The 23,330-nt window shown below is 68.9% G+C and carries 24 protein-coding genes; 13 read left to right on the top strand and 11 right to left on the bottom strand.

Annotation, left to right across the window (positions count from 1 at the left end):
• Position 1 precedes the first annotated feature (1 nt).
• The 3 genes from C3E78_RS06730 to C3E78_RS06720 all read left to right on the top strand — a co-directional run bounded on the left by C3E78_RS06730 (position 2) and on the right by C3E78_RS06720 (position 1,968).
• On the top strand, positions 2–211 hold the full coding sequence (locus C3E78_RS06730) for a YgaP family membrane protein (RefSeq protein WP_108577561.1): 210 nt from the start codon (positions 2–4) through the stop codon (positions 209–211).
• A 4-nt stretch (positions 212–215) separates the two neighbouring features.
• Positions 216–551 carry a YnfA family protein gene (locus C3E78_RS06725; protein WP_108577560.1) on the top strand — a complete coding sequence of 112 codons (336 nt, stop codon included), beginning with the start codon at positions 216–218 and terminating at the stop codon, positions 549–551.
• A 76-nt stretch (positions 552–627) separates the two neighbouring features.
• Positions 628–1,968 carry a stress response protein gene (locus C3E78_RS06720; RefSeq protein ID WP_108577559.1) on the top strand — a complete coding sequence of 447 codons (1,341 nt, stop codon included), beginning with the start codon at positions 628–630 and terminating at the stop codon, positions 1,966–1,968.
• On the opposite strand, the gene C3E78_RS06715 is transcribed toward C3E78_RS06720, so the two are convergent.
• Genes C3E78_RS06715 through C3E78_RS06705 form a run of 3 tightly spaced genes read right to left on the bottom strand, consistent with a single transcriptional unit; the run spans position 1,850 to position 4,557 of the window.
• Positions 1,850–2,908 (bottom strand): NAD(P)H-binding protein, encoded by a 1,059-nt coding sequence (locus tag C3E78_RS06715; protein ID WP_199906953.1) that lies wholly within the window; start codon positions 2,906–2,908, stop codon positions 1,850–1,852. The genes C3E78_RS06720 and C3E78_RS06715 overlap by 119 nt on opposite strands.
• 43 nt (positions 2,909–2,951) lie before the next feature.
• On the bottom strand, positions 2,952–3,947 hold the full coding sequence (locus tag C3E78_RS06710; RefSeq protein WP_108577558.1) for a zinc-binding dehydrogenase: 996 nt from the start codon (positions 3,945–3,947) through the stop codon (positions 2,952–2,954).
• A gap of 4 nt (positions 3,948–3,951) precedes the next feature.
• Entirely contained in the window at positions 3,952–4,557 is a 606-nt protein-coding gene (locus C3E78_RS06705) for an NADPH-dependent F420 reductase (RefSeq protein WP_199906952.1), read from the bottom strand.
• A 139-nt stretch (positions 4,558–4,696) separates the two neighbouring features.
• Between C3E78_RS06705 and C3E78_RS06700 the strand changes: the two genes are divergently transcribed.
• Positions 4,697–5,341, top strand: a complete 645-nt coding sequence (locus C3E78_RS06700) for a TetR/AcrR family transcriptional regulator (RefSeq protein WP_199906951.1) — start codon at positions 4,697–4,699, stop codon at positions 5,339–5,341.
• Between the two features lie 28 nt (positions 5,342–5,369).
• Here the strand turns inward: C3E78_RS06700 and C3E78_RS06695 are convergent, their stop codons facing one another.
• From C3E78_RS06695 to C3E78_RS18230, 3 genes are all read right to left on the bottom strand, one after another.
• Complete coding sequence (locus C3E78_RS06695) at positions 5,370–6,545, bottom strand: HNH endonuclease signature motif containing protein (RefSeq protein WP_108577557.1); 1,176 nt, start codon at positions 6,543–6,545, stop codon at positions 5,370–5,372.
• 91 nt (positions 6,546–6,636) lie between these two features.
• Complete coding sequence (locus C3E78_RS06690; RefSeq protein ID WP_108577556.1) at positions 6,637–6,915, bottom strand: hypothetical protein; 279 nt, start codon at positions 6,913–6,915, stop codon at positions 6,637–6,639.
• 69 nt (positions 6,916–6,984) lie between these two features.
• Entirely contained in the window at positions 6,985–7,128 is a 144-nt protein-coding gene (locus tag C3E78_RS18230) for a hypothetical protein (protein ID WP_159085830.1), read from the bottom strand.
• Positions 7,129–7,354: 226 nt separating this feature from the next.
• Between C3E78_RS18230 and C3E78_RS18440 the strand changes: the two genes are divergently transcribed.
• Positions 7,355–8,158: a hypothetical protein gene (locus C3E78_RS18440; protein ID WP_168217196.1), complete on the top strand. Its 804-nt coding sequence runs from the start codon at positions 7,355–7,357 to the stop codon at positions 8,156–8,158.
• Between the two features lie 131 nt (positions 8,159–8,289).
• On the opposite strand, the gene C3E78_RS06675 is transcribed toward C3E78_RS18440, so the two are convergent.
• The gene (locus C3E78_RS06675; protein WP_108577554.1) at positions 8,290–9,003 is read right to left on the bottom strand and encodes a TetR/AcrR family transcriptional regulator; all 714 of its coding nucleotides are present in this window, start codon (positions 9,001–9,003) and stop codon (positions 8,290–8,292) included.
• Positions 9,004–9,083: 80 nt separating this feature from the next.
• Between C3E78_RS06675 and C3E78_RS06670 the strand changes: the two genes are divergently transcribed.
• From C3E78_RS06670 to C3E78_RS06660, 3 genes are all read left to right on the top strand, one after another.
• The gene (locus C3E78_RS06670) at positions 9,084–9,938 is read left to right on the top strand and encodes an NmrA family NAD(P)-binding protein (protein ID WP_108577553.1); all 855 of its coding nucleotides are present in this window, start codon (positions 9,084–9,086) and stop codon (positions 9,936–9,938) included.
• Between the two features lie 1,165 nt (positions 9,939–11,103).
• Positions 11,104–11,829: an alpha/beta fold hydrolase gene (locus tag C3E78_RS06665; protein WP_108577552.1), complete on the top strand. Its 726-nt coding sequence runs from the start codon at positions 11,104–11,106 to the stop codon at positions 11,827–11,829.
• 31 nt (positions 11,830–11,860) lie between these two features.
• Positions 11,861–12,517: an NAD(P)H-binding protein gene (locus tag C3E78_RS06660; RefSeq protein ID WP_108577551.1), complete on the top strand. Its 657-nt coding sequence runs from the start codon at positions 11,861–11,863 to the stop codon at positions 12,515–12,517.
• A 69-nt stretch (positions 12,518–12,586) separates the two neighbouring features.
• Here the strand turns inward: C3E78_RS06660 and C3E78_RS06655 are convergent, their stop codons facing one another.
• On the bottom strand, positions 12,587–13,378 hold the full coding sequence (locus C3E78_RS06655) for an IclR family transcriptional regulator (protein ID WP_108577550.1): 792 nt from the start codon (positions 13,376–13,378) through the stop codon (positions 12,587–12,589).
• Between the two features lie 153 nt (positions 13,379–13,531).
• Here C3E78_RS06655 and C3E78_RS06650 point away from each other — a divergent pair, with 153 nt between their 5' ends.
• Both C3E78_RS06650 and C3E78_RS06645 read left to right on the top strand, forming a co-directional pair.
• Positions 13,532–14,470: a LysR family transcriptional regulator gene (locus tag C3E78_RS06650; protein WP_108577549.1), complete on the top strand. Its 939-nt coding sequence runs from the start codon at positions 13,532–13,534 to the stop codon at positions 14,468–14,470.
• A gap of 81 nt (positions 14,471–14,551) precedes the next feature.
• Positions 14,552–15,067 (top strand): putative molybdenum carrier protein, encoded by a 516-nt coding sequence (locus tag C3E78_RS06645; RefSeq protein ID WP_108577548.1) that lies wholly within the window; start codon positions 14,552–14,554, stop codon positions 15,065–15,067.
• Here C3E78_RS06645 and C3E78_RS06640 read toward each other — a convergent pair.
• Together C3E78_RS06640 and C3E78_RS06635 are read right to left on the bottom strand one after the other, a co-directional pair.
• A complete protein-coding gene (locus tag C3E78_RS06640; protein ID WP_199906950.1) occupies positions 15,060–16,244 on the bottom strand; it encodes an MFS transporter in 1,185 nt (394 codons plus the stop codon). The genes C3E78_RS06645 and C3E78_RS06640 overlap by 8 nt on opposite strands.
• 120 nt (positions 16,245–16,364) lie before the next feature.
• Positions 16,365–17,222: a helix-turn-helix domain-containing protein gene (locus C3E78_RS06635; protein ID WP_108577547.1), complete on the bottom strand. Its 858-nt coding sequence runs from the start codon at positions 17,220–17,222 to the stop codon at positions 16,365–16,367.
• A 139-nt stretch (positions 17,223–17,361) separates the two neighbouring features.
• Between C3E78_RS06635 and C3E78_RS06630 the strand changes: the two genes are divergently transcribed.
• Positions 17,362–18,054: an SDR family NAD(P)-dependent oxidoreductase gene (locus C3E78_RS06630; protein WP_108577546.1), complete on the top strand. Its 693-nt coding sequence runs from the start codon at positions 17,362–17,364 to the stop codon at positions 18,052–18,054.
• A gap of 12 nt (positions 18,055–18,066) precedes the next feature.
• Here the strand turns inward: C3E78_RS06630 and mgtA are convergent, their stop codons facing one another.
• Positions 18,067–20,592 (bottom strand): magnesium-translocating P-type ATPase, encoded by a 2,526-nt coding sequence (gene mgtA / locus C3E78_RS06625; protein ID WP_199906949.1) that lies wholly within the window; start codon positions 20,590–20,592, stop codon positions 18,067–18,069.
• Between the two features lie 92 nt (positions 20,593–20,684).
• Here mgtA and C3E78_RS06620 point away from each other — a divergent pair, with 92 nt between their 5' ends.
• Positions 20,685–21,689, top strand: coding sequence for a 5'-3' exonuclease (locus C3E78_RS06620; RefSeq protein ID WP_108577544.1), 1,005 nt, complete (start codon positions 20,685–20,687; stop codon positions 21,687–21,689).
• 18 nt (positions 21,690–21,707) lie between these two features.
• On the top strand, positions 21,708–23,273 hold the full coding sequence (locus C3E78_RS06615) for a peptide chain release factor 3 (RefSeq protein ID WP_108577543.1): 1,566 nt from the start codon (positions 21,708–21,710) through the stop codon (positions 23,271–23,273).
• The last annotated feature ends 57 nt before the right edge of the window (positions 23,274–23,330 follow it).

Raw genomic sequence — 23,330 nt, 5'->3', positions numbered from 1 at the left:
CATGAACATCGACCGCGCCGTCATGGCCCTCGCTGGAACCCTCACGCTCCTCGGAGTCATCCTTGCCACCCTCACCTCTCCTTGGTGGATGGCCGTTCCGGCCTTCGTCGGGCTCAACCTGTTGCAGGCCAGCCTCACCGGCTTCTGCCCCGCCGCGCTGATCCTGCGACGTGCAGGTGTGCCTGCGGGCTGCGCCTTCCGGGCAGACTGAACCCATGGACACCCTCCGCTCGATCACGCTGTTCGTCGCAGCCGCCGTCGCCGAGATCGGCGGCGCGTGGCTGGTCTGGCAGGGCGTGCGCGAGCACAAGGGCTGGGCGTGGATGGGTGCGGGCGTCATCGCCTTGGGCATCTACGGGTTCGTCGCCACCCTCCAGCCGGACGCGAACTTCGGCCGCATCCTCGCCGCGTACGGTGGCGTCTTCGTGGCCGGTTCCCTCGCCTGGGGCATGGTCGCGGACGGATTCAAGCCAGACCGGTGGGACGTGACGGGCGCGCTGATCTGTCTCGTCGGTGTCGCGGTCATCATGTACGGCCCGCGCGACGCCTAGGCATCGGCGATTTGCGCAGCCGTGACCGTACGACGATCTAGGGTGACGGACAATCACCACTAGTTCGGAGAAGGCATTGAGTGAAGAGACGTGGCACCAAGCCCGGTTGATTCCGACGTCAGGCATCAGCGGGGCACCTGAGCAGGAGCGGCGCGCCACATCGGCGTTGCTCGCGGTGCTCAGCATCGTGCCCGACTACAGCAAGGCACTCCTCTCGGCGGTCGGCGCGTCAGCCGGCAAAGTCAGCACATACATCGAGGTGCCCTTCGATCTGGACGGTCAGCGCGTATATCCCGATGGGCTGATCCGGGTGAAGCGCGGGGCGAAGGAGTGGACTGCTCTGGTCGAGGTCAAGACCGGCAAGAACGTGCTTGAGGCTCAGCAGCTCGAGAACTATCTGGACGTCGCGCGCGCCGAGAACTTCGATGCCCTCATCACCATCAGCAACGAGATCCCGCCTGTGCCGGGGCAGCACCCCACCGCGGTCGACAAGCGGAAGCTGCGCAAGGTCGCCATTCATCACTGGTCCTGGTCGTACGTCCTCGCCACCGCGATCGTCCAGAAAGAGCACCGCGGAGTCGATGACCCGGAGCAGGCATGGATCCTCGGCGAGCTCATCCGATACCTGGAACATGAGCGCTCAGGTGCCCTCGACCTGGACGACATGGGTCCGAATTGGGTGGCAGTCCGCGAAGCCGTTGCGGCTGGCACTCTGCGGGCGAACGACAAGACGGCACCGGAGATCGTGTCGCGGTTCGATGCTCTGCTCCGTTATGCGAGCCTCCGTCTCGGACAGCAGCTCGGCACGGATGTGACGCCGTTACTGACCCGGCAGGAGGTCGCCAATCCCGCAACCCGCGCCAGCGCCCTCCTTGCGTCTCTGGTGCAGACGGGTGAGCTCACCGGAGTGATCCGTATCCCCAACACGGTGGCCCCGATCAATGTCGTTGCCGACCTGCGAGCCAACCGGATCACCTGTTATGTGGACGTCAACGCACCCCAGGAAGGCCGCCAGACAACCAGGGTCAACTGGATCGTCAGGCAGCTCAAGGATGCGCGACCTGACGTCCGTGTCGAGTCCTTCGCAGCACGAGCACGTGGCGCCGGGGCGGCCGAGCTCCTGGCCGATGTGCGGGAGGATCCCAAGCTGTTGGTCACTGATCCGAACCGCGACATCCGCTCGTTCCGAATCGCCCTTTCAGTTCCAGGCGGGTCCAAACGCGGCCGAGGACGAGGTGCGTTCATCGACTCAGTGCTCGACACACTCGACACGTTCTACGGCGAGGTCGTCCAGCACATCAAGCCGTGGGCTGCGGCCCCGCCGAAGCTTCGTGAAGCGGATCGGACCGCCGACGTCTCCAACGAGCTGGTCTCGACCGATCTCTCGTCCCAGGACGGGCCGGAAGACGCTGACTGAGCGCTCCCGAGCGAGTGTTCGAGCAATTCCGATGAGCCCACGGCGTCCTCAGTGACGGCGGGTCACACGCCGTCGGCGGGATAGTTGTCGCGGAGGAACTCGGCGGTCGTCGTGGGCTTGTGGCCGATGAGCTTCTCGAGGTCGCCGGTCTGATCGGCCCATTCCCCCGTGACGACGCCGCGCACCCACGCGAGCGCGAATCCCGCGGCCGGTTCAGAAGGCCGGCCGCGACATGGTTGCTGATGTGCTCCTCCTCCGAGACGGCGATGTACGGCACGGGCACGCCACGGATGTCCGAGAGGATGTGCGCGATGTCGGCGAACGAGACGGCCGGGTCTCCGTGGAGCGAGTACGTCCTGTTCTCGTGTCCGGGGTCGGTCAGGACAACTGCTCCGGCCTCCGCCAGGTCATCGCGGGATGCCGGCGCGACCTTGCCGTCCCCCCCGGGGACGCGGACTCCGGACTCATACGCCTTCTCCCCGATGTAGAACGGCAGGCTCTCGAGGAACGGAGGATTGCCCAGGAGCGTGTACGTGAGGCCGGACGCCATGAGGGTCTGCTCGACGAAGATGTCGTCGGCGGTGACGCCGGCCAGGCGGAAGGCCGAGCCCTCCTTGCGGATGACGGGGTTGAAGACGATGTGCTTGACGCCGGCCTGGCGGGCCGCAGTGATCACGTTGTAGTGCTGCCGGTTGCGATCGGTGAGGGCATGGGTCGAGACCAGCATGACCTTCTCGATGTCGCCGAAAGCACGCACGAGCGACTCGTAGCCGAAGTAGTCGCCGGTGCGGATCTCGATGCCCTCGGCGGCGAGATCCGCTGCCTTGGCCGGATCTCGGGCCAGTCCGACCAGGTCGGTGGCGGGGCGGCGCTTCAGCAGGTGCCGGAGGGTCTTGCGGCCGAGGTTGCCGCTGGCACCGGTGACGAGGATCTTGCTCATGATGAACTCTTTTCGTTTCGGGGTGGGGAGGGCCAGGGTGCGGTCAGGTCGCGATGACGACCTTGCCCACCGTGCGCCGGGTCTCGAGCAGCTCGTGCGCGGTCTTCATGGTGCGTGGAGTCAGACCGTCGAGCTGGGTCGTGACGACAGGTCGCAGCTGCCCTGCGACGACGTGGGCGACGACGGATTCGAGGATGCTGCCCTGGTTGCTCGGGTCCGCGCCGCTGACGATCTGGCTGAACACCATCTCGGCGTGGATGGACGCCGATTTCATGACGAGCGGCCCGATGTCGAGCGGTCCATCCAGGTCGATGGCTGACAGATGTCCGAAGGGGCGCAAGAGGTCGGAGATCCAACTGAGGTTGTCCGCCGTCCCTGCCGTGGACACGACCATGTCCACATCGTCGAGTCCCGCCGCGGCGAGCTGCTCGACCACGTCCTTGGTGTGGTCCACGACCAGGTCGGCCCCCATCGCGCGGCACCAGTCCTGCGACTCCGGACGAGAGGCCGTGGCGACGACCCGCGCCGACGACCTCGCCTTGAGCAGCTGGGTGGCCATCGAGCCGACGCCGCCGGCCCCGCCGACGACGAGCACCCGATCGACCCCTGGCGGCACCGTCTGCTGATCTCGGAACATCGCCTCCCAGGCCGTCAGGCCACCGATGGGAAGGGACGCAGCGTCGACGAAGGAGAGCTCAGGAGGGATCTTGGCGACGACGCGATGATCGACGGCCAGCCGCTCGGCCCAGCAGCCGTCTCGGGTCACGTCTCCCGTGCCCATGACACGGTCGCCTGTCGTGAAGCCCGTGGCGGCGGGACCGCTGCCGATGACGACACCGGCGAACTCCCAGCCCAGCACGAGTCGGCCACCGGGGTCCGCGCTCCGCGTGGCACGCATGCCCACCTCGCCCGGATTGACGCCCACGGCGTGGATCTCGATCAGCAGATCGCGGTCGCGAAGCTCCGGCTCCCCCACCTCGACGAGGTCCATGGCGAACGCGTCGAGGGAATGCGCCTTCTCGTAGGCAAGCGCCTTCATCGCGTCAGTCCTGCCGGAGGGCGTGCAAGGCCGAGAGCGGGCCGCCGACCTGCATCAGGCGTCCGCCTTCGCGGAGCGGGCCGATGTCGACCGGGGCGAAACCGAACCGGTCGACCAACTCGTGGAACGACTTCTTCGCCTCGACGTCGTCTCCGGCGTAGAAGAGCACCTGCCGGCCTGCCGGGTGACGAGGATCGGGCGTGATGTAGCTGGCGTAGAGGGTGTTGAACGCCTTGATCACGCGGGCGCCGGGCGCCAGGCCGGCGACGTACTCGCTGCCGGTCTGGTCGCCGAGGTCGGCGACTTCGAAGGGGTCCAGTCGCTCGATCTGGTTCGTGGTGTCGACGAGGATGCGACCGTCCCACGGCGCCAGGTCGGCGAGCGCCGCGGGGACGTCCGGCCACATCACCGTCAGGAACGCCATGTCAGCAGCCGCGGCCTCTGCCACCGTTCCCGCGGACGCCAGTGGTCCCAGCCGTGCGATGACCGGCTCCAGCGCCGCCGGACCGCTCCTGTTGCTCAGCACGACGTGCTGACCCGCGGCCACCAGGTGCCCGGCCAGGGCCTGTGCGATGGTGCCGGCTCCGATGATCCCGAAGGTCATGATCATGCCTCTCGTATGCGTCACCCTTATGATGACGACCGTCATCCACAACGATGACAGACGTCATCAATAAGTGTCAATCGGGCAGCTGGCAGCAACGACTCCTCGCCGCGGCAGGGGCATGGGGGCTAGCATGGGGCCATTGATGACGAACGACATCGAACACGGAAGGATCTCCGAGGTGCCTCGCATATCGCAGCAGCAGAAGGAGTCCAACCGCGCCCGGATCCTTGCCTCAGCCGGCGAAGGTTTCCGGACGCGCGGGATCGATGGGATCGGCATCGACGAAGTGATGAAGACGGCCGGTATGACGCACGGCGGCTTCTACAACCACTTCGGATCGAAGGAGGATCTTGCACTCGCGGTCCTTCACCAGGGTTTCACCGACTCGCTCGAGCACGTTGCGTCCATGGTGAGCGAGTCGAGCTCTCCCCTGGACGCTCTGCACGCCATCGTCGACAACTACCTGACGACCTCGCACCGTGACCACCCCGGGCAGGGGTGCGCATCTGCCACCCTGGTCGCGGATGCCGGCCGCCACGGGGTCGACGCCCAGGCGGAGTACACCCGCGGCCTCGAGGGCTACCTCGCCGCATTCACTGACGTCCTGCTCGGCATCGCCGACCAGGCCGGCACTCCCCTGGAGCCGGCCGTGGCGCGTGAGCGGTCCATCGCACTGTTCAGTGCGATGGTCGGCGCTCTCGTGATCTCACGTGCGGTGGGCCGCGCAGACCCGGCGCTCTCGGACGAGGTCCTCGCCGCCACCGCCAAGGAGCTCAAGGCTCAGTGAGCCGGTGGGCCCCACGTTCGGTCTGGGGTCAGGCGGCGACGTACTCCATCTCGATGGTGGGTGTCGGTGGGTAGAGCTCGATGACGATGGGTTTGCCCGGTGGGCTGGTGGACCAGTGCAGCAAGCCGTGACCTTTGAGGTTGTGGTGTCTTCGACACAGCGGTCCCATGTTGTCCCCGGTAGTCCGGCCAACAGGGTGCGGTATGCGGTGGTCGAGGTCGCACCGTTCGGCCGGCACCATGCATCCGGGGGCTTGGCAGACACCGTGGAGGAACTGCAACGCCACAGCGAGGGTGTCGGGGGCGAACCGCCCGACGTACTCGTGAGCCAGGACGTCATCGCGGACAGGGTCGACGATGATGCGGTGCCAGAAGCTGCCACCGGTGGCGATCACGTCGGCCAGCCACGGGGCGGGGACGGCCCAGCAGCCGTCGGTTGACTCGGCGAACCCGGGTGCCGCGCCGGCAAGGACGTCGGCTGCGACGGTGACGGCGATGTTCGCGTCGATCGCCGAGGTGGCGGCGTCCGAATCGGTGCACCAGGCGACCAGCAGGTCCGCTTCACGCTGGGCCACGGTGCGGTCATCGTCATCAGCTGCGGTCTTGCGGGCTTCCTTGCGCAGCCGAGCCTCAATGGCGGCGGCCTCGTGGGAGGGAAGGTAGGCGTTCAGCCACGACATCGAGTCGTCCCCATGCGCCACGGCCACGTGCCGGTCCTTGCGTGCTGCGTCGGCTCGTTCGACCGCAAGATCGGCCTCGACCCGCTGGACGAAGCGCCGCAGCCACTGCCGCAGCTCGGTGCCGGTGTGGTCGGCCGCGTAACCGATGACACGGTTCTCGAGCCGGGCCACGGACTCCTCGCGGTGCAGCTTCTCGATGGCCGTACTGATGTCACGCACCCGGGAGAAGTCGATCAGTCCGTCAACGAATGCCTCCCACACCTGCGGGGTCTTCTCGCGGACCCGGTCGGCGATCGACAGCCTCAGCTGGATCTGCACCTCGGACATCCCGGTCGCCTCACCGATCGTCAACGCGATCGCCGAGCGTTCGATCTTGCGCCGCAACGACGACTCAATCGATGCGGTGCGGGCCATCTCCGCGTCGCGGTAGTCCAGCATCCGCGTGAGCGTGTACGCCTCGGCTCGGGCCTGCCACCGCACGACGTCGGACAGTTCCTCTGTCGTCGGTGCTGCGCTGGTGGCCATACCTCAAACCTAGACGTCGCCACCGACACTCCTTTTCTGCGCGACCCCAGGCAATATGGACAACTTTCGAAGCCGGCAAAGCGTGACGATCCTAGACCGACGGCGACAGTCGAGCAGCCACCCGGAAGCCGACGACCCCTGCCGTCAGTAGGGAGCCGAGCCACACCAGCCCGTAGCCGATCACCGCTTGCGTGGACACCAGCCACGCCCCATCGAACGCGAAGCCGACTTCCGAGGAGTAGACAGCGGCATCACCGCCAGCCGGCCCAAAGGAGGAGCCGATGACAGTCTCGTTCTCGAACAGGACAAGGCCGAGGCCGATGACGACCAGCAGGCCAGCGGCGACGAGCAAGACACGTGCGGAGCGCATGTGGACAGTCTCTCCCGGGCGGTGGTTCAGGAACCTGCGGCAGCGCTGACCATTGCGATCGTGCCTCGGCTACATGCCGCTGAAGGGCGGGAGGAAGACGAACCAAACGACGATGCCGGCGAGAAGGATCGCGGCGGGCGCAAGCACCAGCACAACGGCGGCACGCCCCCGCCATTCATTGCGCTCTGCCTTCTCGGGTGCTTCACGTTCCATCGGGGCAGATTACCTACTTCCGGACTCAGACCGTGCAGAGTTGCCCACGTGTCAGCGATGGCTGACCGGCAGGTCATTTATGGCGCAATGCCTACTTCAAGGTCCGCGGACGTGCGCCCGGGTGGGAGCGGTCAGCCGGCCGGAGGGTCTTGGAGGTTGGTTCGCGATCACAGTCATCGAGCCCGCAACTCCAGGGCTTCTTTCCCCAAAGAGATAGAATCCGCCCATGGAGCTGCTGGTGCTGGTGCTGGTCATCGCGGCGCTGGGAGCCGTCGTCCTCGTGGCGAGGCGCCGCCAGAAGGAACGCGAGCTGAGGCGACGCGAGGACGAGGTCGCGCCAGTGAGGAAGCTGGCCTTCGAGGACATCACGTCGTTCGGCGAGGACCTGCAACAGCTCGACCTGGACATGACCGGTCATGAGCTCGACGCGGGCGCGAACGCTGACTACCTGCGAGCACTCGACGCCTACGAATCGGCGAAGCTCGCCAGCGACTCCATCACCAAGCCCGATGACATCCGGCACATCACCGAGATCGTCGAGGACGGGCGATATGCCATCGCGTGCGTACGGGCCCGAGTCGTGGGCGAGTCGCTGCCGACCAGACGGCCCCCGTGCTTTTTCGACCCGCGCCACGGACTCTCGGTTGCCGACGTTCCCTACGTGCCGCCGGACGGCGTCGAGCGGGACGTGCCTGCCTGCGCACTGGATGCCGAGCGTGTCCGCGCCGGCGCAGATCCTGATGTCCGCAAGGTCATGGTCGGGGCGCAGCGGGTGCCCTACTGGCAGGGCGGTCGTGCGTACGAGCCCTATGCCGCGGGCTACTTCGGCGCCTTCGGCCCGATGACCTGGATGTTCATGGGAGGCATGATGTTCGGGGGGTTCGGCGGCGGCTTCGGCGGTGACGATGGTCATGGAGACGACGGCGGTGGCGACGGCGGAGGCGGCGACGGCGGTGGCGATGGTGGCGGCTTCGACGGCGGTGGCGATGGTGGCGGCTTCGACGGCGGCGGCTTCGACATGGGCTTCTGAGCCCGGACCACCACCACACGCCCCGGCACAGCGCGAAGCGACGCCCCGAGGGGCAACTCTGCAGTTCGGCTGACTTCCGCCAACCCCAGGCGTTGCCCGGGGGCCCGCGCATCTGCCGCCGACGGGTCGTACTAGTGATCGATCACCCGGTCGAGCCAATCGGTCAGGAGCTGTCGTTCGGCGTCGGTGAGGATGGTGAGGTCCGGCACCATCGCCCGGAAGGCGACAGCCGTCGCTGTCGAGTCGTTGCTCGTTGCGGCGGGCTCGTCCGTGAGGATCTGTCGCAGGACAGCTTCGAACATGCTCGCGGCGAGTGCCGGATCGCGATCTCCGGGCGGTGTGGCCAGGATCGTCGTGATGGTGCCGACCCCACCGGCGCGGATCAGGTCGACCGCACGGTTCTCGCTGACGCGGAGGCGTCCGCTCGTGGCGACACGATGAACTCGTGCACGCAGGACGTCATACCCAGCGCGGGTCGCCGGCGAGCTGGCCGCTCGCTCAGGATCATTCATGAAAAGGAACAGGGTCGGGTTGGTGACACCGAAGTCGATCTGGGCGTCCCACCCTGCCCGCAGGTCGTCCAGCGCATCGATGTCGTCGGCGGCGGCCGCCTCCACGCTCAGCGCCTTCGCCGAGACGAAGGTGGCCATGACGTACTCGGCGACGGCTTCCAGCAGGCCGTCCTTGTCTCCGAACAGCCGATAGATCGTCGGCGCCTGGACCCCGGCCTCCTCGGCGACGCGCCGGGTGGTGACTGCGGACGATCCGTGCTCGCGCAGCAGACGAGATGCGACCTCGACAATCGTCGATCGGACGTCGTTCTGATGGCTGGCGGAGTCGGGCACGTTCCAACGATAACAGAATCGCGTTATCGTGTTACGATCGCCGATAACACCAATTGCGTATCAACGATAGCGAGAACTCGATGATCATCATCACCGGCGCGACCGGCGCTCTCAACGGAGCGACGGTCGACCACCTGCTGGCCCACGTACCCGCAAGCGAGATCACCGTCGCGGTCCGCGACACGACCAAAGCACAGCGATTCGCAGACCTGGGCATCGCCGTCCGTCACGGCGACTATGCCGCCCCGGATTCCCTGCCGGATGCATTCGCCGGAGCCGACCAGCTCCTGCTGGTGTCGTCGAGCGACCCCACAGCCGACGCGGTGAGTCTGCACGCTGCGGCGATCCGCGCAGCCGTCACGGCTGGAGTCGGCCGAATTCTCTACACGAGCCACCAGGGTGCCGCCGTGGACTCCCCGTTCGGCCCGGCCCGCGACCACGCCATGACTGAGCAGCTCCTGGCCGACTGCGGTGTCGCGTGGACGTCGCTACGCAACGGGTTCTACGCCCACAGCCTTGACTCGCTTGCAGGGCCGTGGCGAGAGACTGGTGTCGTCGCGGTTCCCGCCGACGGCCCCGTGTCCTGGACGGCGCGCGAGGACTCGGCCGAGGCGGCGGCGATCATTCTGGCCTCTGACGGCAAGTACGACGGGCCGACAACGCTGACCGCGAGTGCGGCACTCACCTTTGCGGACTTCGCGGCCATTGCGTCCGAGCTGACCGGACGCACCATCGAGGTCGACGTGATGGACCCGAAGGAATGGGTCGCAGCGCAGGTTGCGGCGGGGCAGCCAGAATTCATCGCCAGCTTCCTGCTCGGGATGTACCAAGCCGCTCACGAAGGATTCTTCGCGGGTGTAGACCCCCTCATGGCGGATCTTCTGGGACGCGAACCGAAGGCTGTCACCGATCTGCTCACCCCGGCCGCCCGCTAACGGGACCGTCGCGCCCCCAGCAGCTAGCAACGACCCAGTGGCCGTGCGACTTCGCGACGTGTCCAATAGCGGGACTATGACGCACATTCCGCTGAGTGCACGGGGCCTCCGCACTGGGTGAGGGGCCGGGGGGTTGGCGCACGGCGCTGACGCTGGACGTACGCGCACCCAGCCCGACCCTCCCTGCTTGGTCAGGAGGTGAATGCACTTGCGTTCAGCGTGATCGGTTGAGGCCGATCACACTTTGAATCGGCTTTCCGGCCTCCTGGCTGTTCAATCGCTGTCTTTTGAGGCCGCTGAGACTGAGACATCTCGACGGCTTCCCCCCCAAAACGCGATAACCATCAAAAACGCGGCCCCGAAAAGACCGCAGTTAAGAAGGATGGGGCCAACCACTAGGTCGGCGGCCCACTGTCCTGCGATGTCGTGAAGCTGAACGATGGGAACGGCAACTGCTAGCAACAAGGATGCCAAAAGGACCAAGGCGCTCGCTATTACCTTGTATGTCCCACGCATGGCCAGGCTCCAGAGCGAGATAACCGATGTCAGGAATGCCAGCACCGTGAGTGCTACGGCCATGCCACTGTCCGTTCCCTCAGCGAGGACAAGCATCATGCCCACGACACCACTTAGAAAGGCCGTGACTGATGAGTTGAGGAACGTCAGGGACCTGAGACGTTCACGAGTCAGCTGACGGCGCACACGTGAGCCGATCGTCACTGATATCGCAGCACACGTAACGGCCAACGCCGTAGGCAGCGCCCACGAAAGGAGCTGAGAATCTAACGATACGTCGGACCTCCGGAGCACGATCCAAACTCCGGAAGCGAGAGCAATGATGATCGAACCGACCGCAAATCGTCTCACAATTTCCATTGCTTCCTTAGGCAGATCCTCGGTAAGTGAGGCGTACCGCAAAGTACCAAGCCACGGCACCGTTTGTTCAGCATCCCGGCTACTGACGCACGCACGGGCACGGTGGCGTGCAGGACACCAACTGTCTTGAGACTGGCCTTGTGGAGTGATTTCGTTCGCAGTTCAGGCCTGTGCAGATCGGCACAGCTGGTGTGCCACTTTGCTTATTGCTGGACAGGTCGGGCCGATCCTACGGTTGCAGGGTCGCGGGACGACTCGTGACGCCCCCCCCCGGATACGGAGAGAACCCATGAGCAATCCGACCATCGTCCTCGTCCACGGAGCATTCGCCGACGCCGCGAGCTGGGCACCCGTCACGCGGACGCTCCTCGATCGCGGCCACCAGGTGGTCGTCCCGCCGAACCACCTGCGCACGCTCTCGGGCGACGCCGCCAGCGTGCGGCGCGTCGTGGAGGCCATCGACGGGCCCGTCGTGCTCGCGGGTCACTCGTACGGTGGTGCGGTGATCACCGTCGCCGGCGACGCACCGAACGTCGTCGGTCTGGTCTACGTCGCGGCGTATGCCCCGGACGCCGACGAGAGCCCGTCGGACATGGACGCCCGCTACCCCGCCACCGACCTGCGCGACCACCTCGTCACCCTGCCCAACCCGGTCGACGGCCGCGAGGACGGCGTCGACCTGTCTGTGGACCCCGAGGCGTTCCTCCCGGTCTTCGCCGCCGGCCTGGATCCGCAGACGGCGGAGGTGCTCGCGGTGTCCCAGCGCTCGTTCGCCGACGCTGCGTACACGGGGAAGGCGTCGGTCGCCGCGTGGAGGTCCACGCCGAGCTGGGGCATCGTCGCGACGTCCGACAAGACCGTCAACCCCGATGTCCAGCGCGAAGGCTACGAGCGCGCCGGGTTCCGGAAGGTCGTCGAGCTCGACTCCCCCCACCTGGTCATGCAGACCCACCCGTCGGACGTCGTCGACCTCATCGAGGCGGCCGTCGCGGACGTCGCCACCGAGGCGGCCTGACCCCTCTCCCCCACGACCCAGGAGAAGACTCATGCACGTGTTCATCATCGGCATCACCGGGGGCGTCGGGTCCCTCGTGGCCCAGGACCTCCTCAAGCGGGGAGACACCGTCGCTGGACTCGTGCGACGCCCCGAACAACGGGACGAGCTCGCTGCCGCGGGCATGACCGGTGAGGTCGGTGACCTCACGGCCCTGTCCTCGACCGAGCTCGTCCCGTTGATCGGCCAGGCCGACTGCGTCGTGTTCACCGCAGGTGCCGCTGGAAGCCAGCAGGCCACGTCCGCGCTCGACGGCGAAGGCGTCGTCAAGGCCATCGAGGCAGCGCAGCTCATGCCGACGCCTCCCCGCTTCGTCCTCGTGTCCGTCTTCCCCGAGGCGTGGCGCGAGCGGAACCTCGGTCCGGACTTCGACCACTACATCCACGTGAAGAAGACGGCGGACATCGCGTTGGTCCGCAGCGAGCTCGACTGGGTCATCCTCCGGCCGTCGGCCCTGCAGGACGAGCCGGGCCGAGGAACCGTGTCGCTCGGTCCGGCGGAGATCCACGAGGAGGTGCCGCGCGCGGACGTCGCCGCCACGCTCGCCGCACTGGTGCACGAGCCTGGCATCAGCCGGCAGATCCTCGAGCTCACCGCCGGCAGCACGCCGATCAACGAGGCCGTCATCCGCAACGTCCCGAAGAGGTAGCAATTCGATCGCGGCGCGGAAATTCCTCTTCGGGAACTGCGGGTCTGGATGTGGACCATCCAGACCCGCTCAGCGCGGTGGCGACCCGACCGTCAGCCGGCGCGCGGCCTCCAGGGCGGCCTCCCGGACCTTGCCGAGCCGATCGGCCGGAAGCTCGGCCCGCGGGATGCACACCGTGACCGCGGCGATCACCTCGCTCACGCTCCCCCAGACGGGCACCGAGAGGCAGAAGAGGTTGGCCGCGGACTCCTCGGACTCGGTGGCGTATCCGCGACGCCGGACGTCCTCCAGCTCGTCGAGGAGGACGTCGGGGTTCGTGATGGTGCGCGGGGTCAGTGCCGGCAGCCCGCCGTCGATCACGGCCTGGACCGCCTCCGACCCGGCGAAGGCCAAGATGGCCTTGCCCGTGGCGCTCGAGTGCGCCGGCAACGTCCGGCCGGCATAGGTCACCAGGCGGACGGGCTGGGTCGACTCGATGTACGCCACGAAGGTGACGTTGGTGCCGGTGAGGACGCCGAGCTGAGCCGTCTCGTCGAGCGGCTGGAGGACCGGGGCGGCGAGGTCGTGGAACCGGCTGATCAGCAGCGGCGTGTGGGCGACGCGGGCGTAGTCGTTGAACTTGGCACCCAGGCGGTAGCGCCGATCCTGCTCTCCCCTGCGGACCGCGTTCGACGCCTCCAGCGCGCGCAGCAGGCGGAACACGTTGGACTTGGGCAGCGCCACCGCGCTCACGATGTCGGTCATCCGGGGAGGCTCGGAGGCGGACGCGATCGCGTCGAGGATCTGGAACGCCCCGTGCACGGCGCGGGTCCCCTCGATCGGACCGCCCTCGGCGTGATCGGGCGCAGCTGCTCGTGGCACGTGTGTCCTCTTCTCTACCGATCGGCGGGACGGTGTGGGTCTTGACGTCAGTGTAAGCCCGAGAGCATACTCATATATGAAACCTAAGTTCCATTAATGAAACCCGCGCAGACGTGGCCGATCGGCCCGTCGACCTGGAGGGCGGCGTGACACATGCAGGGAGCTGAGCATCCGACTCGCACCGTCGATGTCCGCAGGATCCGGGCGGACGACCTGCGCTACCTGGCCGCGGTGGCGGACACCGGCCGGCTCATCGCCGCGGCACGTCATCTCGGCGTCGACCACAGCACGGTCTCCCGCCGGCTCCAGGCCTTGGAGGGCGCCCTCGGGACGCGGCTCATCGGACGCGGCGACGACGGCTGGGTGCTGACGGTCGAGGGCCGCATCGTCGCCGAGCACGCCCGCGTCATCCAGCGCGCTGTCGAGGACGCTGCACGGTCCATGGCCTCGGTCGCTCCCGACGACCTCATCGGCACCGTCCGGGTGACGGCCGGGGAGGGCTTCGGGACGCGGTTCGTCGCCCCCGCCGTCACCAGGCTCCGGCGACGACATCCCGGCCTCAACGTCGAGCTGCTCACGGGCGTCGGGCGGCCGGACGTGCGCCAGGCGAACTTCGACATCGCCATCATCGCCGGGGAGGCGACGAGCTCGCGCGTGCTCACCGAGCGCCTGGGCAGCTACGACTCCGCCTTCCATGCCAGCTCGCGGTATCTCGCCGAGCACGGCGACCCCGAATCGGTCGAGGAGCTGCAGCACCACCGCCTCATCCACCTCGGGGACTCCCCCTCGCGGGCGAGCGAGCTCGAGGTCAGCACGTATGTCCCGGGCGCCACGGTCGGCTTCGCGGCGAGCAGCATCTTCGCGCTGCTCGAGGCGACTCGGCGGGGCGGCGGGATCGCCCTCCTGCCCAAGTTCATGGTCGAGATGGCCCCCGAGCTGCGCCGGGTGGCCGCCCCGGTGCCGCCGGCCAGGGTGACCGTCTCGCTCGCCATGCGCAAGGGCGCCGCGCGACGCGGCGAGGTGCAGGCCGTCCGTCTCGCCCTGCACCAAGAGGTCCTCGGACGGCTGCACGAGCTCACCTGGCACCGGTGACCGGGCGCTGACCGGGTCGGTTTGCGGGTCGTCAAGACGGGCAGTCCTGCGTCAGACGTACCCGAACAGGTCAGGACGACCATGACTCATCAGCCATCCCCCGCACCGGGCGATGCACGCGTGCGTCTCGCGCGGATCGTCTCGGGCGGGCAGAGCGGCGCCGACCGGGCCGGCCTCGACGCTGCCATCGCAGTAGGGCTGGAGCACGGCGGATGGTGCCCGGCCGGCGGATGGGCCGAGGACCGTCCCGAGCCACCTGGGCTGCTGCGCGACTATCCCGGCCTCCGTGAGGCGCCGTCGGCGCGGCCTGCCGTGCGGACCGGGCTGAACGTGCGCGACAGCCACGCGACCCTCATCGTCCGCGCCGAACCGGTGGCGTCGCCCGGGACCGACCTGACGGCGGAGGTCGCCGAGCGCCTGGGACGTCCCTGCCTCGTGACGCCCGGGGACGCCCGGCGGGTGACCTCGTGGCTGGCGTGCCTGGGGTTCGGGCTGACGCTGAACGTCGCCGGTCCGCGCGAGAGCGAGCAGCCCGGCATCTACGCGCTGACGCGGGCCCTGCTCCACGACGTGCTCGCCGACGACGACCTCAGCTGACGCGGCGAGTCGTGCGAAGGCTCGCGATGACGACGGCGCCGCTCGCCACCGCGATGCCACCGACCAGCAACGGCGAGCTGTCGGCGGAACGGTCGACGAGCAGCCCGCCCACGACCGCGCCCACCGCGATCGCGATGTTGCAGACCGTCACGATGAGCCCGCCGATCTGCTCCAACCGGTCCGGCTCGGTCCTCGCACCCCAGCTCAGCACCGCGGTGGGCACTCCCCCGAAGCCGAAGCCCCACAGCACGGCCGCGACGTACAGGCCGACGGTCGAGCCGCTGGTGCCGACCATGACGAGCATGCCGAGTGCTGCGGCGGCCGGGAAGAGGAACACGGTCACCCGCAGGGCCCGGTCGGCCAGTGGTCCGCTGAGCATCGTGCCGACGACGCTCGCGACGCCGAACACGAGCAGCAGTGCGGCCAGGCCCCCGGCGTCGATGTCCGTCATGCTCTCGGTGGCCGGACGGATGTACGTGTAGCCACCGAAGTGCCCTCCGAAGATGAGCAGCACCGCGACCAGCCCGATCACCACGGTGCGCGAGCGCAGTGTGCTCGCCAGCACCCGCAGCCCGCCCGTCACCGGCGCCGCGACGCTCGGCAGCGTGGCGGCCTGGACGACCAGCGCCAGCAGCGCGATGCCGGCGCCCAGCAGGAACACCCCCCGCCATCCCCAGACGTCGCCCAGCCACGCGCCGAGCGGCACCGCCACCACCGCGGCCACCGACACCCCCGCGTTGATGACCGTCAGCGCGCGACCGATCCGGTCCGCGGGAACGAGCTGCGCGGCCATGGCCGCTGCCATGGCCCAGAACCCGCCGAGGGCGATGCCCAGGAGCACGCGAGCACCCAGCAGGACGACGAGGTCGGGAGCGAGCGCCACGAGCAGGTCGGACATGATCGCGAGCACCGTCAGGCCGAGCATGACCCGGCGGCGGTCCGCCCGCGGCAGCACCACGGCGATGAGCAGCGCCGAGACGGCTCCGGCGATCGCGGTGACCGTCACGCTCTGTCCCGCGGCACCCTCAGAGACGTCCAGGTCCTCCGCGATGCGAGGCAGCAGGCTCGCGGGCAGGAACTCCGACATGACGATGGCGAGGATGCCGAGGCTGAGCGAGCAGACGGCCGCCCACGAGGCTGTCGTCGGCTCGGCTGTCGTGCTGTCCGTACTGGTCACGGGATCGTTCCTTCGCGATGGGGGCAGGTGCCTCCACGACGCTAGGTCCGCTGCCGCGCCCCACCCAGATCCCTCGTCAGCCCGGGGTCCGACAGGACCCCCCTTCCGACGCGGCGCCCGTCAGGAGGACGGACGAAGACTGCGCTCGGGCTCGCTGGCCGGCAGGGCGGCTGAGACGAGGAGTGCGAGCTTCTGGGCGTCCTCGCTGCCGGCGTCCGGGTGGTGCACGACGAGCTGCAGGCCGTCGGTCCCGTTGATGGTGAGCCGCTCGCGGTTGAGCGTCATCTCACCGACCTGGGGATGGTCGAAACGCATGGGCGTCCCGTTCTGGGCCTTCACGTCGTGCCGGGCCCAGAGCTCGCGGAACTGGGCGCTGCCCAGCGTGAGCTCACCCGCGAGCTCGATGAAGCGCGGGTCGTCGATGTCGGTACCCACGGCCTGCCGCAGGCTGGCGATGAAGCAGTTCGTCACGAGCTTCCAGTCCGGGTAGAGGGCCTGCTCGGCCGGGTCGAGGAACATGTCCCGCAGCTGGTTGCCCCCCGGGACGAGGCGTGGGGACAGCGCCACGGCGGCGGCGTTCGACGCCAGGATGTCGAAGTACCGACCCTCGATGAACGCCGGCTGCTCCATCGAGCCCAGCAGCTTCAGCATCCCCGGCGGGACGATCTCCTTGGGCGTGCGACGCCGGATGTGGCGAGGCTTCTCCGCCGTCAGGGTCATCAGGTACTCGAGGTGCTCGCTGTCGAGCTGGAGGACACGAGCGATCGACTCCAGCACCTGCAGCGACGGGTTGTGGTCGCGGCCGCGCTCCAGGCGCAGGTAGTAGTCGGCGCTGATGCCGGCCAGCATTGCGACCTCCTCGCGGCGCAGTCCCGGCACCCGTCGCGTCCCGTGGTCGGGGATGCCCGCCTGCTGGGGTGTCACGAGCCCACGGCGCGCCCGAAGGTACTCGCCGAGCGTGTTCGGCCGATTCGTCATGACACCAGCGTAGGTCCCAGGGCCCCACCGAGAGGGGGTCCTGTCACACCCCTGATCGGCAGGGCACTGCCCCGCGTGCTGCGCCGCGCCTAGCGTCCTTCTCGGGTCCCGTCGGGCCCACTCATCGGAAGGAAGACACATGACCGTCACGCTGATCACCGGGGCCAACAAGGGCATCGGGTTCGAGACCGCGAAGCAGCTGGTCGAGCTGGGCCACACCGTCTACGTGGGGGCTCGCGACACCACGCGCGGGGAGAAGGCCGCGGCCGACCTCGGGGCGCGATTCGTGCAGCTCGACGTGACGGACGACGCGTCGGTCGCTGCGGCGCTCGCGACGATCGACGCCGACGAGGGGCACCTGGACGTGCTCGTGAACAACGCCGGCATCACCGGCGACATGACGAACGTCGACGGGCCCGGAGCTCTCCAGGTGTTCGACACCAACGCCGTCGGGATCGTGCGGGTCACCGAGGCCGCGCTGCCCCTGCTGCGCAGGTCCGAGCAGCAGGCCGTCGTCCTCACCATCTCCAGCAGCATGGGCTCGTTCTGGGCCGTCACCAACCCCGACCGGGTGGAGTTCGGCGTGCAGGCCTCGCTCTACGCGGCGTCCAAGTCTGCGGCCACCATGCTCACCGTCCAGTACGCCAAGCTCGAGCCCGGCATCAAGTTCAACGCGGTGGAGCCCGGCTACACCGACACCGACCTGACCGCGTCGATGGGCGGCGGACGTCCCGTCGAGGAGAGCGCCAAGATCGTCGTCGGGCTGGCCACGATCGGCGCGGACGGACCGACCGGCACGCTGCAGGACGAGACCGGCGAGCTGCCCTGGTAGCGAACCGGACGACTACCCGCGGCCGGCGTCCTGGCGTTCCCGCCAGAAGATCCTCTTCACCAGCTCGGTCGCCACGAGGTAGCCGAGGGTGATGAGGACGACCAGGGCCAGGACGTCCGCCGGGACCGCCACCATCCCGAGCGAGTCCGCCACGGCCGAGTAGGGCGTCGCCACCGCGACCGCGGCGACCACGATCGAGATGATCACGAGCCACCTGCTCGGCCGGCTCCGGACGGCGGGCTGCCGGGTGCGCAGCACGAAGAGGACGCCGACCTCGGTGAGCACCGAGCCGACGAACCACGCGCTGCGGAACTCGGTGGCGCCCGCGTCGAAGTGCCATCGCAGGACGGCGAACGTGGTCAGGTCGAACACCGTGCTGAGCGAGCCGAACACCAGCATGTAGCGGCCGATCAGCCGCGTGTCCCAGCCCTGGGGGCGCCTCACCTGCTGTGCGTCCACCCGGTCGGTGGCGATCGATGCGGCCGGCAGGTCGGTCAGCAGGTTCACGAGCAGGATCTGGCTCGCGAGCAGCGGCAGGAAGGGCAGCGCGACGGCAGCGAACGCCATGCTGAGCACGTTCCCGAAGTTCGCGCTCGTCGTCATGAAGATGTACTTCATGGTGTTGGCGAACGTCTGACGCCCCTGCCGGACCCCCTTGAGCAGGACCTTCAGGTCCTTGTCGAGCAGGACGATCGCGGCGGACTGCTTCGCCACGGGGACGGCGCTGTCGACGCTGATCCCCACGTCGGCGGCATGCAGCGACGGTGCGTCGTTGATGCCGTCGCCCAGGTACCCGACGACGTCACCGGCCGACCGGAACGCGCGCACCACCCGCTCCTTCTGCAGGGGGTTCATCTCGCTGAACACGTGGGCCGCGGGGACCGCGGCGGCCAGGGCCGCGTCGTCCAGCCCGTCGACGTGGGTGCCGGTCCAGACCCGGGCCGCGTCAAGTCCCACGGCTCGGGCGACGTGGGCGGCGACGAGGTGGTTGTCGCCCGTGACCATCCGCACCGAGATGCCCGCGGCGACGAGGCTCGCCACCGTGGCCGGCGCGTCGGGCTTGACCGGATCGGCGAAGGTCAGCAGGCCGACGAGCTGCATCTGCGCCTCGTCGGCGAGCTCCACGTGCTGGCCCCGCACCGGCCGCGTGGCCACCCCGAGCACCCGGAAGCCACCCGCGCTCAGGGCGGCGAAGGTCTTCTGGATCTCGTCACCGACCGAGGCGATCGGGACGGGGCCCGCCGGCGTCCATACCTCGGTGCAGACCTCCATCACGTTGGCCAACGCCCCCTTGGTCACCAGGAGGGGCACCTCGCCGTCGGCTCGACGTGTCAGCACGCTCAGGCGCTTGCGCTGGAAGTCGTAGGGCAGCTCGTCGAGTGCCTCGACGTCGTCGGCGACGGGGTGCGCCCGGATGATCGCCTGGTCGATGGGGTTCTTCCAGCCGCGTTGCAGCCCGGCGTTCAGCGCGGCCAGGTCCGCGACCGTCCGGCTCTCGGCACCGTCGCACGACAACGCTGCCCCGAGCTCGATCCGGCCCTGCGTCATGGTGCCGGTCTTGTCCGAGCACAGCACCCGCATCGCCCCGAAGTCCTCGATCACGTCAAGACGGCGGACGATGACACGCTCCCTGGCCATCGCCCGCGCCCCCTGGGCGAGGCTGATGCTGACGATCGCGGGCAGCAGCTGCGGGGTCACGCCGACCGCAAGGGCCAGCGCGAACAGCACCGAGTCCAGCACGCTGCGCTCCAGCGCGACATTGAGCAGCAGGATCACGACCGTGAAGACCAGCATGACCCGCGCGAGGAGGACACCGAACGCCGTCATCCCCTGCTCGAAGCCCGTGCGCGGAGTGGCGGCACCCAGCCGCGCGGAGACCGCGGCGATCTCCGTCGCGGCGCCGGTGTGGACGACGACGACCTTCGCGCTGCCACTGGCGACGTGCGTGCCCTGGAAGACCGCGTTCGTGCGCTCGGCCACAGGAGCTGCTGCGGGAACGACGCCCGGCCGCTTCTCGACGGGGAAGGTCTCCCCCGTCAGTGCCGACTCGTCCACGCTGAGCTCGCGCGAGCCCAGCACCAGGCAGTCCCCGGGCACCAGGTCACCGGCGGTCAGCAGCGCCACGTCCCCCGGGACGACCTCGTCCATCGGGACGTCCGTCGGCTCGCCGTCCCTCACCACCTGGGCGGTCACCTCGACCGCTTCCAGCAGCGCCTTCATCGCCTGGCCGGCACTGCGTTCCTGCACGAAGCCCAGCACGCCGGACAGGGCGAGGATCAGCAGGATGATCAGGGCGTCGGTCCAGTCACCGAGGATCCCGGACAGGACGGTCGCCGCCACCAGGATCAGCTCGATCGGGCTCACGAACTGGCGGAGCAGGAGCCGCCACGCGGGCGGCTCGTCCGGGGCCGTCGACCCGGCGTCCTGCTCATCCAGCGCTGCGGACGCCTGCTCCCCCGTGAGTCCATCGGGTGTCGTCCCCAGGGCGTCGAGCACCTCCGACTCGGACAGGTGCCAGAACGGGCGTGACGACGGCAAGGGCTCCTCCCGGGGCTGGTGCCATCCCATCCGCACCGGCGACCGTCCAGAAGGGCCCAATGTCCCGGCGCCGTACGATGGCCAGCACTCCCATGACTGACTCCCCCGCCCGTCCTCGCAAGCTGCTCCTCGTGGTCGACGCCCCGTCGCTGCTGCACCGCAACCACCACGCACGGGCGCACACGCAGATCACGGACCGCTCGGGACGACCGGCCTGGGCGCTCAACGGGATGCTGTGCCAGATCCTCGAGGCGATCGACGGATTCGCACCCGACGCGGTGATCTTCGGCCTCGACGACCGGGCCGCCTCGGTTCGCCGGGACTTCTACCCCGACTACAAGGCCGGACGGGCCGAGAAGGACGCGGCACTCGTCGACCAGCTCGATCGCGCGGGCCGGCTGCTCGACGCCCTCGGCCTCGCCACCCTCACTCCCCCCGGCCTCGAGGCGGACGACGTCAGCGCCTCGGCCGCCGCCTGGGCCCGCTCGCACGACTGGAGCTGCGTCATCATCACCTCGGACCGGGACGCGTTCGCGCACATCAGCGACCACACCCAGGTGCTCCGCCTGATCAACGGCGGCATCAGCGGGTCGCCGCTGCTCAACCCCGCGCGGCTCGTCGCGATGTACGGCGTCGAGGCCGAGCACTACCTCGACTTCGCCGCCCTGCGCGGTGACGCCAGCGACAACCTGCCCGGGGTCACCGGCATCGGTGAGAAGACCGCGGCGATCCTCCTCACCCAGGTGGGGCCCATGCGGGCCGTCTGGGCGGACATCGACCAGAACGACGGACGTGTCGTCGCAGCGACCCTCGACTCCTGGGCGGCCGAGACCGGTGCCCGACGGATGGGCGCCACGGTGGTCCGCCGGCTCATGACGCCCGAGGCCCGCGAGCGCTACGACTTCAACGTGCGGCTCATGTCGGGACGCGAGGACCTCGACCTCGGCATCACCCCCGACGTCCCCGGCACCCCCGGACTGCTCCCGCTGGACCCGCACCGCGTCCACACCGTCGTGGGCTACCTGGGCGTCGAGACGACCACGTCGCTCGCGATCCGGGTGCTGAGCACGGACCCGGCGTCCGCGGCATTGCACTGACACCGGTAAATTCACTAGGTGCCCGACAAACGCCCACGCCGTACCTTTGCCGTCATCAGCCACCCCGATGCCGGCAAGTCCACCCTCACCGAGGCGCTCGCGCTCCACGCGCGGGTCATCACCGAAGCCGGGGCGGTGCACGGCAAGGGCGACCGACGCGCGACGGTCTCGGACTGGATGGCGATGGAGAAGGCGCGCGGCATCTCGATCACGTCCGCGGCGCTCCAGTTCGTCTACCGCGACCACGTGGTCAACCTGGTGGACACCCCCGGGCACAGCGACTTCTCCGAGGACACCTACCGGGTGCTGTCCGCGGTCGACTCGGCCGTGATGCTGGTCGACGCCGGCAAGGGCCTCGAGCCGCAGACGCTCAAGCTGTTCAAGGTGTGCGCGCTGCGCGGCATCCCGGTCATCACCGTGATCAACAAGTGGGACCGTCCCGGGCTGTCGCCGCTGGCGCTCATGGACGAGATCGAGCAGCAGATCAAGCTGCGCCCGACGCCCCTGACCTGGCCGGTCGGCGAGGCCGGTGACTTCCGCGGCGTGCTGGACCGTCGCACCGGAGAGTTCGTGAAGTACACCCGTACCGCCGGAGGCGCGACGCGGGCACCCGAGCGGCGCATGTCCGCGTCCGAGGTCGAGGACGCCGACGCCGAGGCGTGGTCCGCGGCCATGGACGAGCACGAGCTGCTCGGCCTCGACGAGGCCGACCACGACCAGGAGCGCTTCCTCGGCGGCGAGACCACGCCGGTCATGTTCGCCTCCGCGCTGCAGAACTTCGGCGTCGCCCAGCTGCTGGACCTGCTGCTCGACCTCGCCCCCGCCCCGAGCGCGACCGCCGGGGTCGACGGCTCGGTCCGCGAGGTCGACGACGACTTCAGCGCGTTCGTCTTCAAGGTGCAGTCCGGCATGAACAGCTCCCACCGCGACCGCATGGCGTACGCCCGCGTGGTCTCCGGGACGTTCGAGCGCGGCATGGTCGTCACCCACGCCTCGACCGGCCGGCCCTTCGCGACGAAGTACGCCCAGTCGTTGTTCGGCCGCGAGACCAGTGCGGTCGAGCAGGCCTCGCCGGGCGACATCATCGGCTTCGTGAACGCCCAGGCGCTGCGGGTCGGCGACACGGTGTTCGACGGCGACCCGATCGACTATCCCCCGGTGCCGAGCTTCGCACCCGAGCACTTCATGACCGCCACCGCGCGCGACATCGGCCGGTACAAGCAGTTCCGCCGCGGCATCGAGCAGCTCGACCAGGAGGGCGTCGTGCAGGTCCTGCGGTCCGACCTCCGCGGCGACCAGAGCCCGGTGCTCGCCGCGGTCGGTCCGCTGCAGTTCGAGGTGGTGGAAGAGCGGATGACCCACGAGTTCAACTCGCCGATCCGGCTCACCCGCCTGGACTACCAGGTGGCACGCCGCACCGACGAGGACGGCGCACTGCAGCTGCGCGGCGCGCGTGGCTGCGAGGTCCTGCAGCGCACGGACGGCACGTACCTGGCCCTGTTCATCGACAAGTGGCGGGCCAACAACGCGGCCCGCGAGAACCCCGACGTCCTGCTCGAGGAGCTTCCCGCCGGCGGCAGCTGACCGCCGGGCAGCCCCGCCGCACGGGACGTTGGTCCGTCCGCAAGGGGCGGTCGCCTC

Origin of the sequence: Aeromicrobium chenweiae (assembly GCF_003065605.1) — a bacterium.
Taxonomy (GTDB): domain Bacteria; phylum Actinomycetota; class Actinomycetes; order Propionibacteriales; family Nocardioidaceae; genus Aeromicrobium; species Aeromicrobium chenweiae.
Note: the sequence above shows the minus strand (reverse complement) of the source record. Positions and strands in the feature narration are given on the sequence as shown.

What these genes read in the sequence shown, in the direction of transcription:
- C3E78_RS06730 (WP_108577561.1), top strand. Translation starts at nt 2, where the DNA reads ATGAACATCGACCGCGCCGTCATGGCCCTCGCTGGAACCCTCACGCTC.
- C3E78_RS06725 (WP_108577560.1), top strand. Translation starts at nt 216, where the DNA reads ATGGACACCCTCCGCTCGATCACGCTGTTCGTCGCAGCCGCCGTCGCC.
- C3E78_RS06715 (WP_199906953.1), bottom strand. Translation starts at nt 2,908, where the DNA reads ATGAGCAAGATCCTCGTCACCGGTGCCAGCGGCAACCTCGGCCGCAAG.
- C3E78_RS06710 (WP_108577558.1), bottom strand. Translation starts at nt 3,947, where the DNA reads ATGAAGGCGCTTGCCTACGAGAAGGCGCATTCCCTCGACGCGTTCGCC.
- C3E78_RS06705 (WP_199906952.1), bottom strand. Translation starts at nt 4,557, where the DNA reads ATGATCATGACCTTCGGGATCATCGGAGCCGGCACCATCGCACAGGCC.
- C3E78_RS06700 (WP_199906951.1), top strand. Translation starts at nt 4,697, where the DNA reads ATGACGAACGACATCGAACACGGAAGGATCTCCGAGGTGCCTCGCATA.
- C3E78_RS06695 (WP_108577557.1), bottom strand. Translation starts at nt 6,545, where the DNA reads ATGGCCACCAGCGCAGCACCGACGACAGAGGAACTGTCCGACGTCGTG.
- C3E78_RS06690 (WP_108577556.1), bottom strand. Translation starts at nt 6,915, where the DNA reads ATGCGCTCCGCACGTGTCTTGCTCGTCGCCGCTGGCCTGCTGGTCGTC.
- C3E78_RS18230 (WP_159085830.1), bottom strand. Translation starts at nt 7,128, where the DNA reads ATGGAACGTGAAGCACCCGAGAAGGCAGAGCGCAATGAATGGCGGGGG.
- C3E78_RS18440 (WP_168217196.1), top strand. Translation starts at nt 7,355, where the DNA reads ATGGAGCTGCTGGTGCTGGTGCTGGTCATCGCGGCGCTGGGAGCCGTC.
- C3E78_RS06670 (WP_108577553.1), top strand. Translation starts at nt 9,084, where the DNA reads ATGATCATCATCACCGGCGCGACCGGCGCTCTCAACGGAGCGACGGTC.
- C3E78_RS06665 (WP_108577552.1), top strand. Translation starts at nt 11,104, where the DNA reads ATGAGCAATCCGACCATCGTCCTCGTCCACGGAGCATTCGCCGACGCC.
- C3E78_RS06660 (WP_108577551.1), top strand. Translation starts at nt 11,861, where the DNA reads ATGCACGTGTTCATCATCGGCATCACCGGGGGCGTCGGGTCCCTCGTG.
- C3E78_RS06650 (WP_108577549.1), top strand. Translation starts at nt 13,532, where the DNA reads ATGCAGGGAGCTGAGCATCCGACTCGCACCGTCGATGTCCGCAGGATC.
- C3E78_RS06645 (WP_108577548.1), top strand. Translation starts at nt 14,552, where the DNA reads ATGACTCATCAGCCATCCCCCGCACCGGGCGATGCACGCGTGCGTCTC.
- C3E78_RS06635 (WP_108577547.1), bottom strand. Translation starts at nt 17,222, where the DNA reads ATGACGAATCGGCCGAACACGCTCGGCGAGTACCTTCGGGCGCGCCGT.
- C3E78_RS06630 (WP_108577546.1), top strand. Translation starts at nt 17,362, where the DNA reads ATGACCGTCACGCTGATCACCGGGGCCAACAAGGGCATCGGGTTCGAG.
- C3E78_RS06620 (WP_108577544.1), top strand. Translation starts at nt 20,685, where the DNA reads ATGACTGACTCCCCCGCCCGTCCTCGCAAGCTGCTCCTCGTGGTCGAC.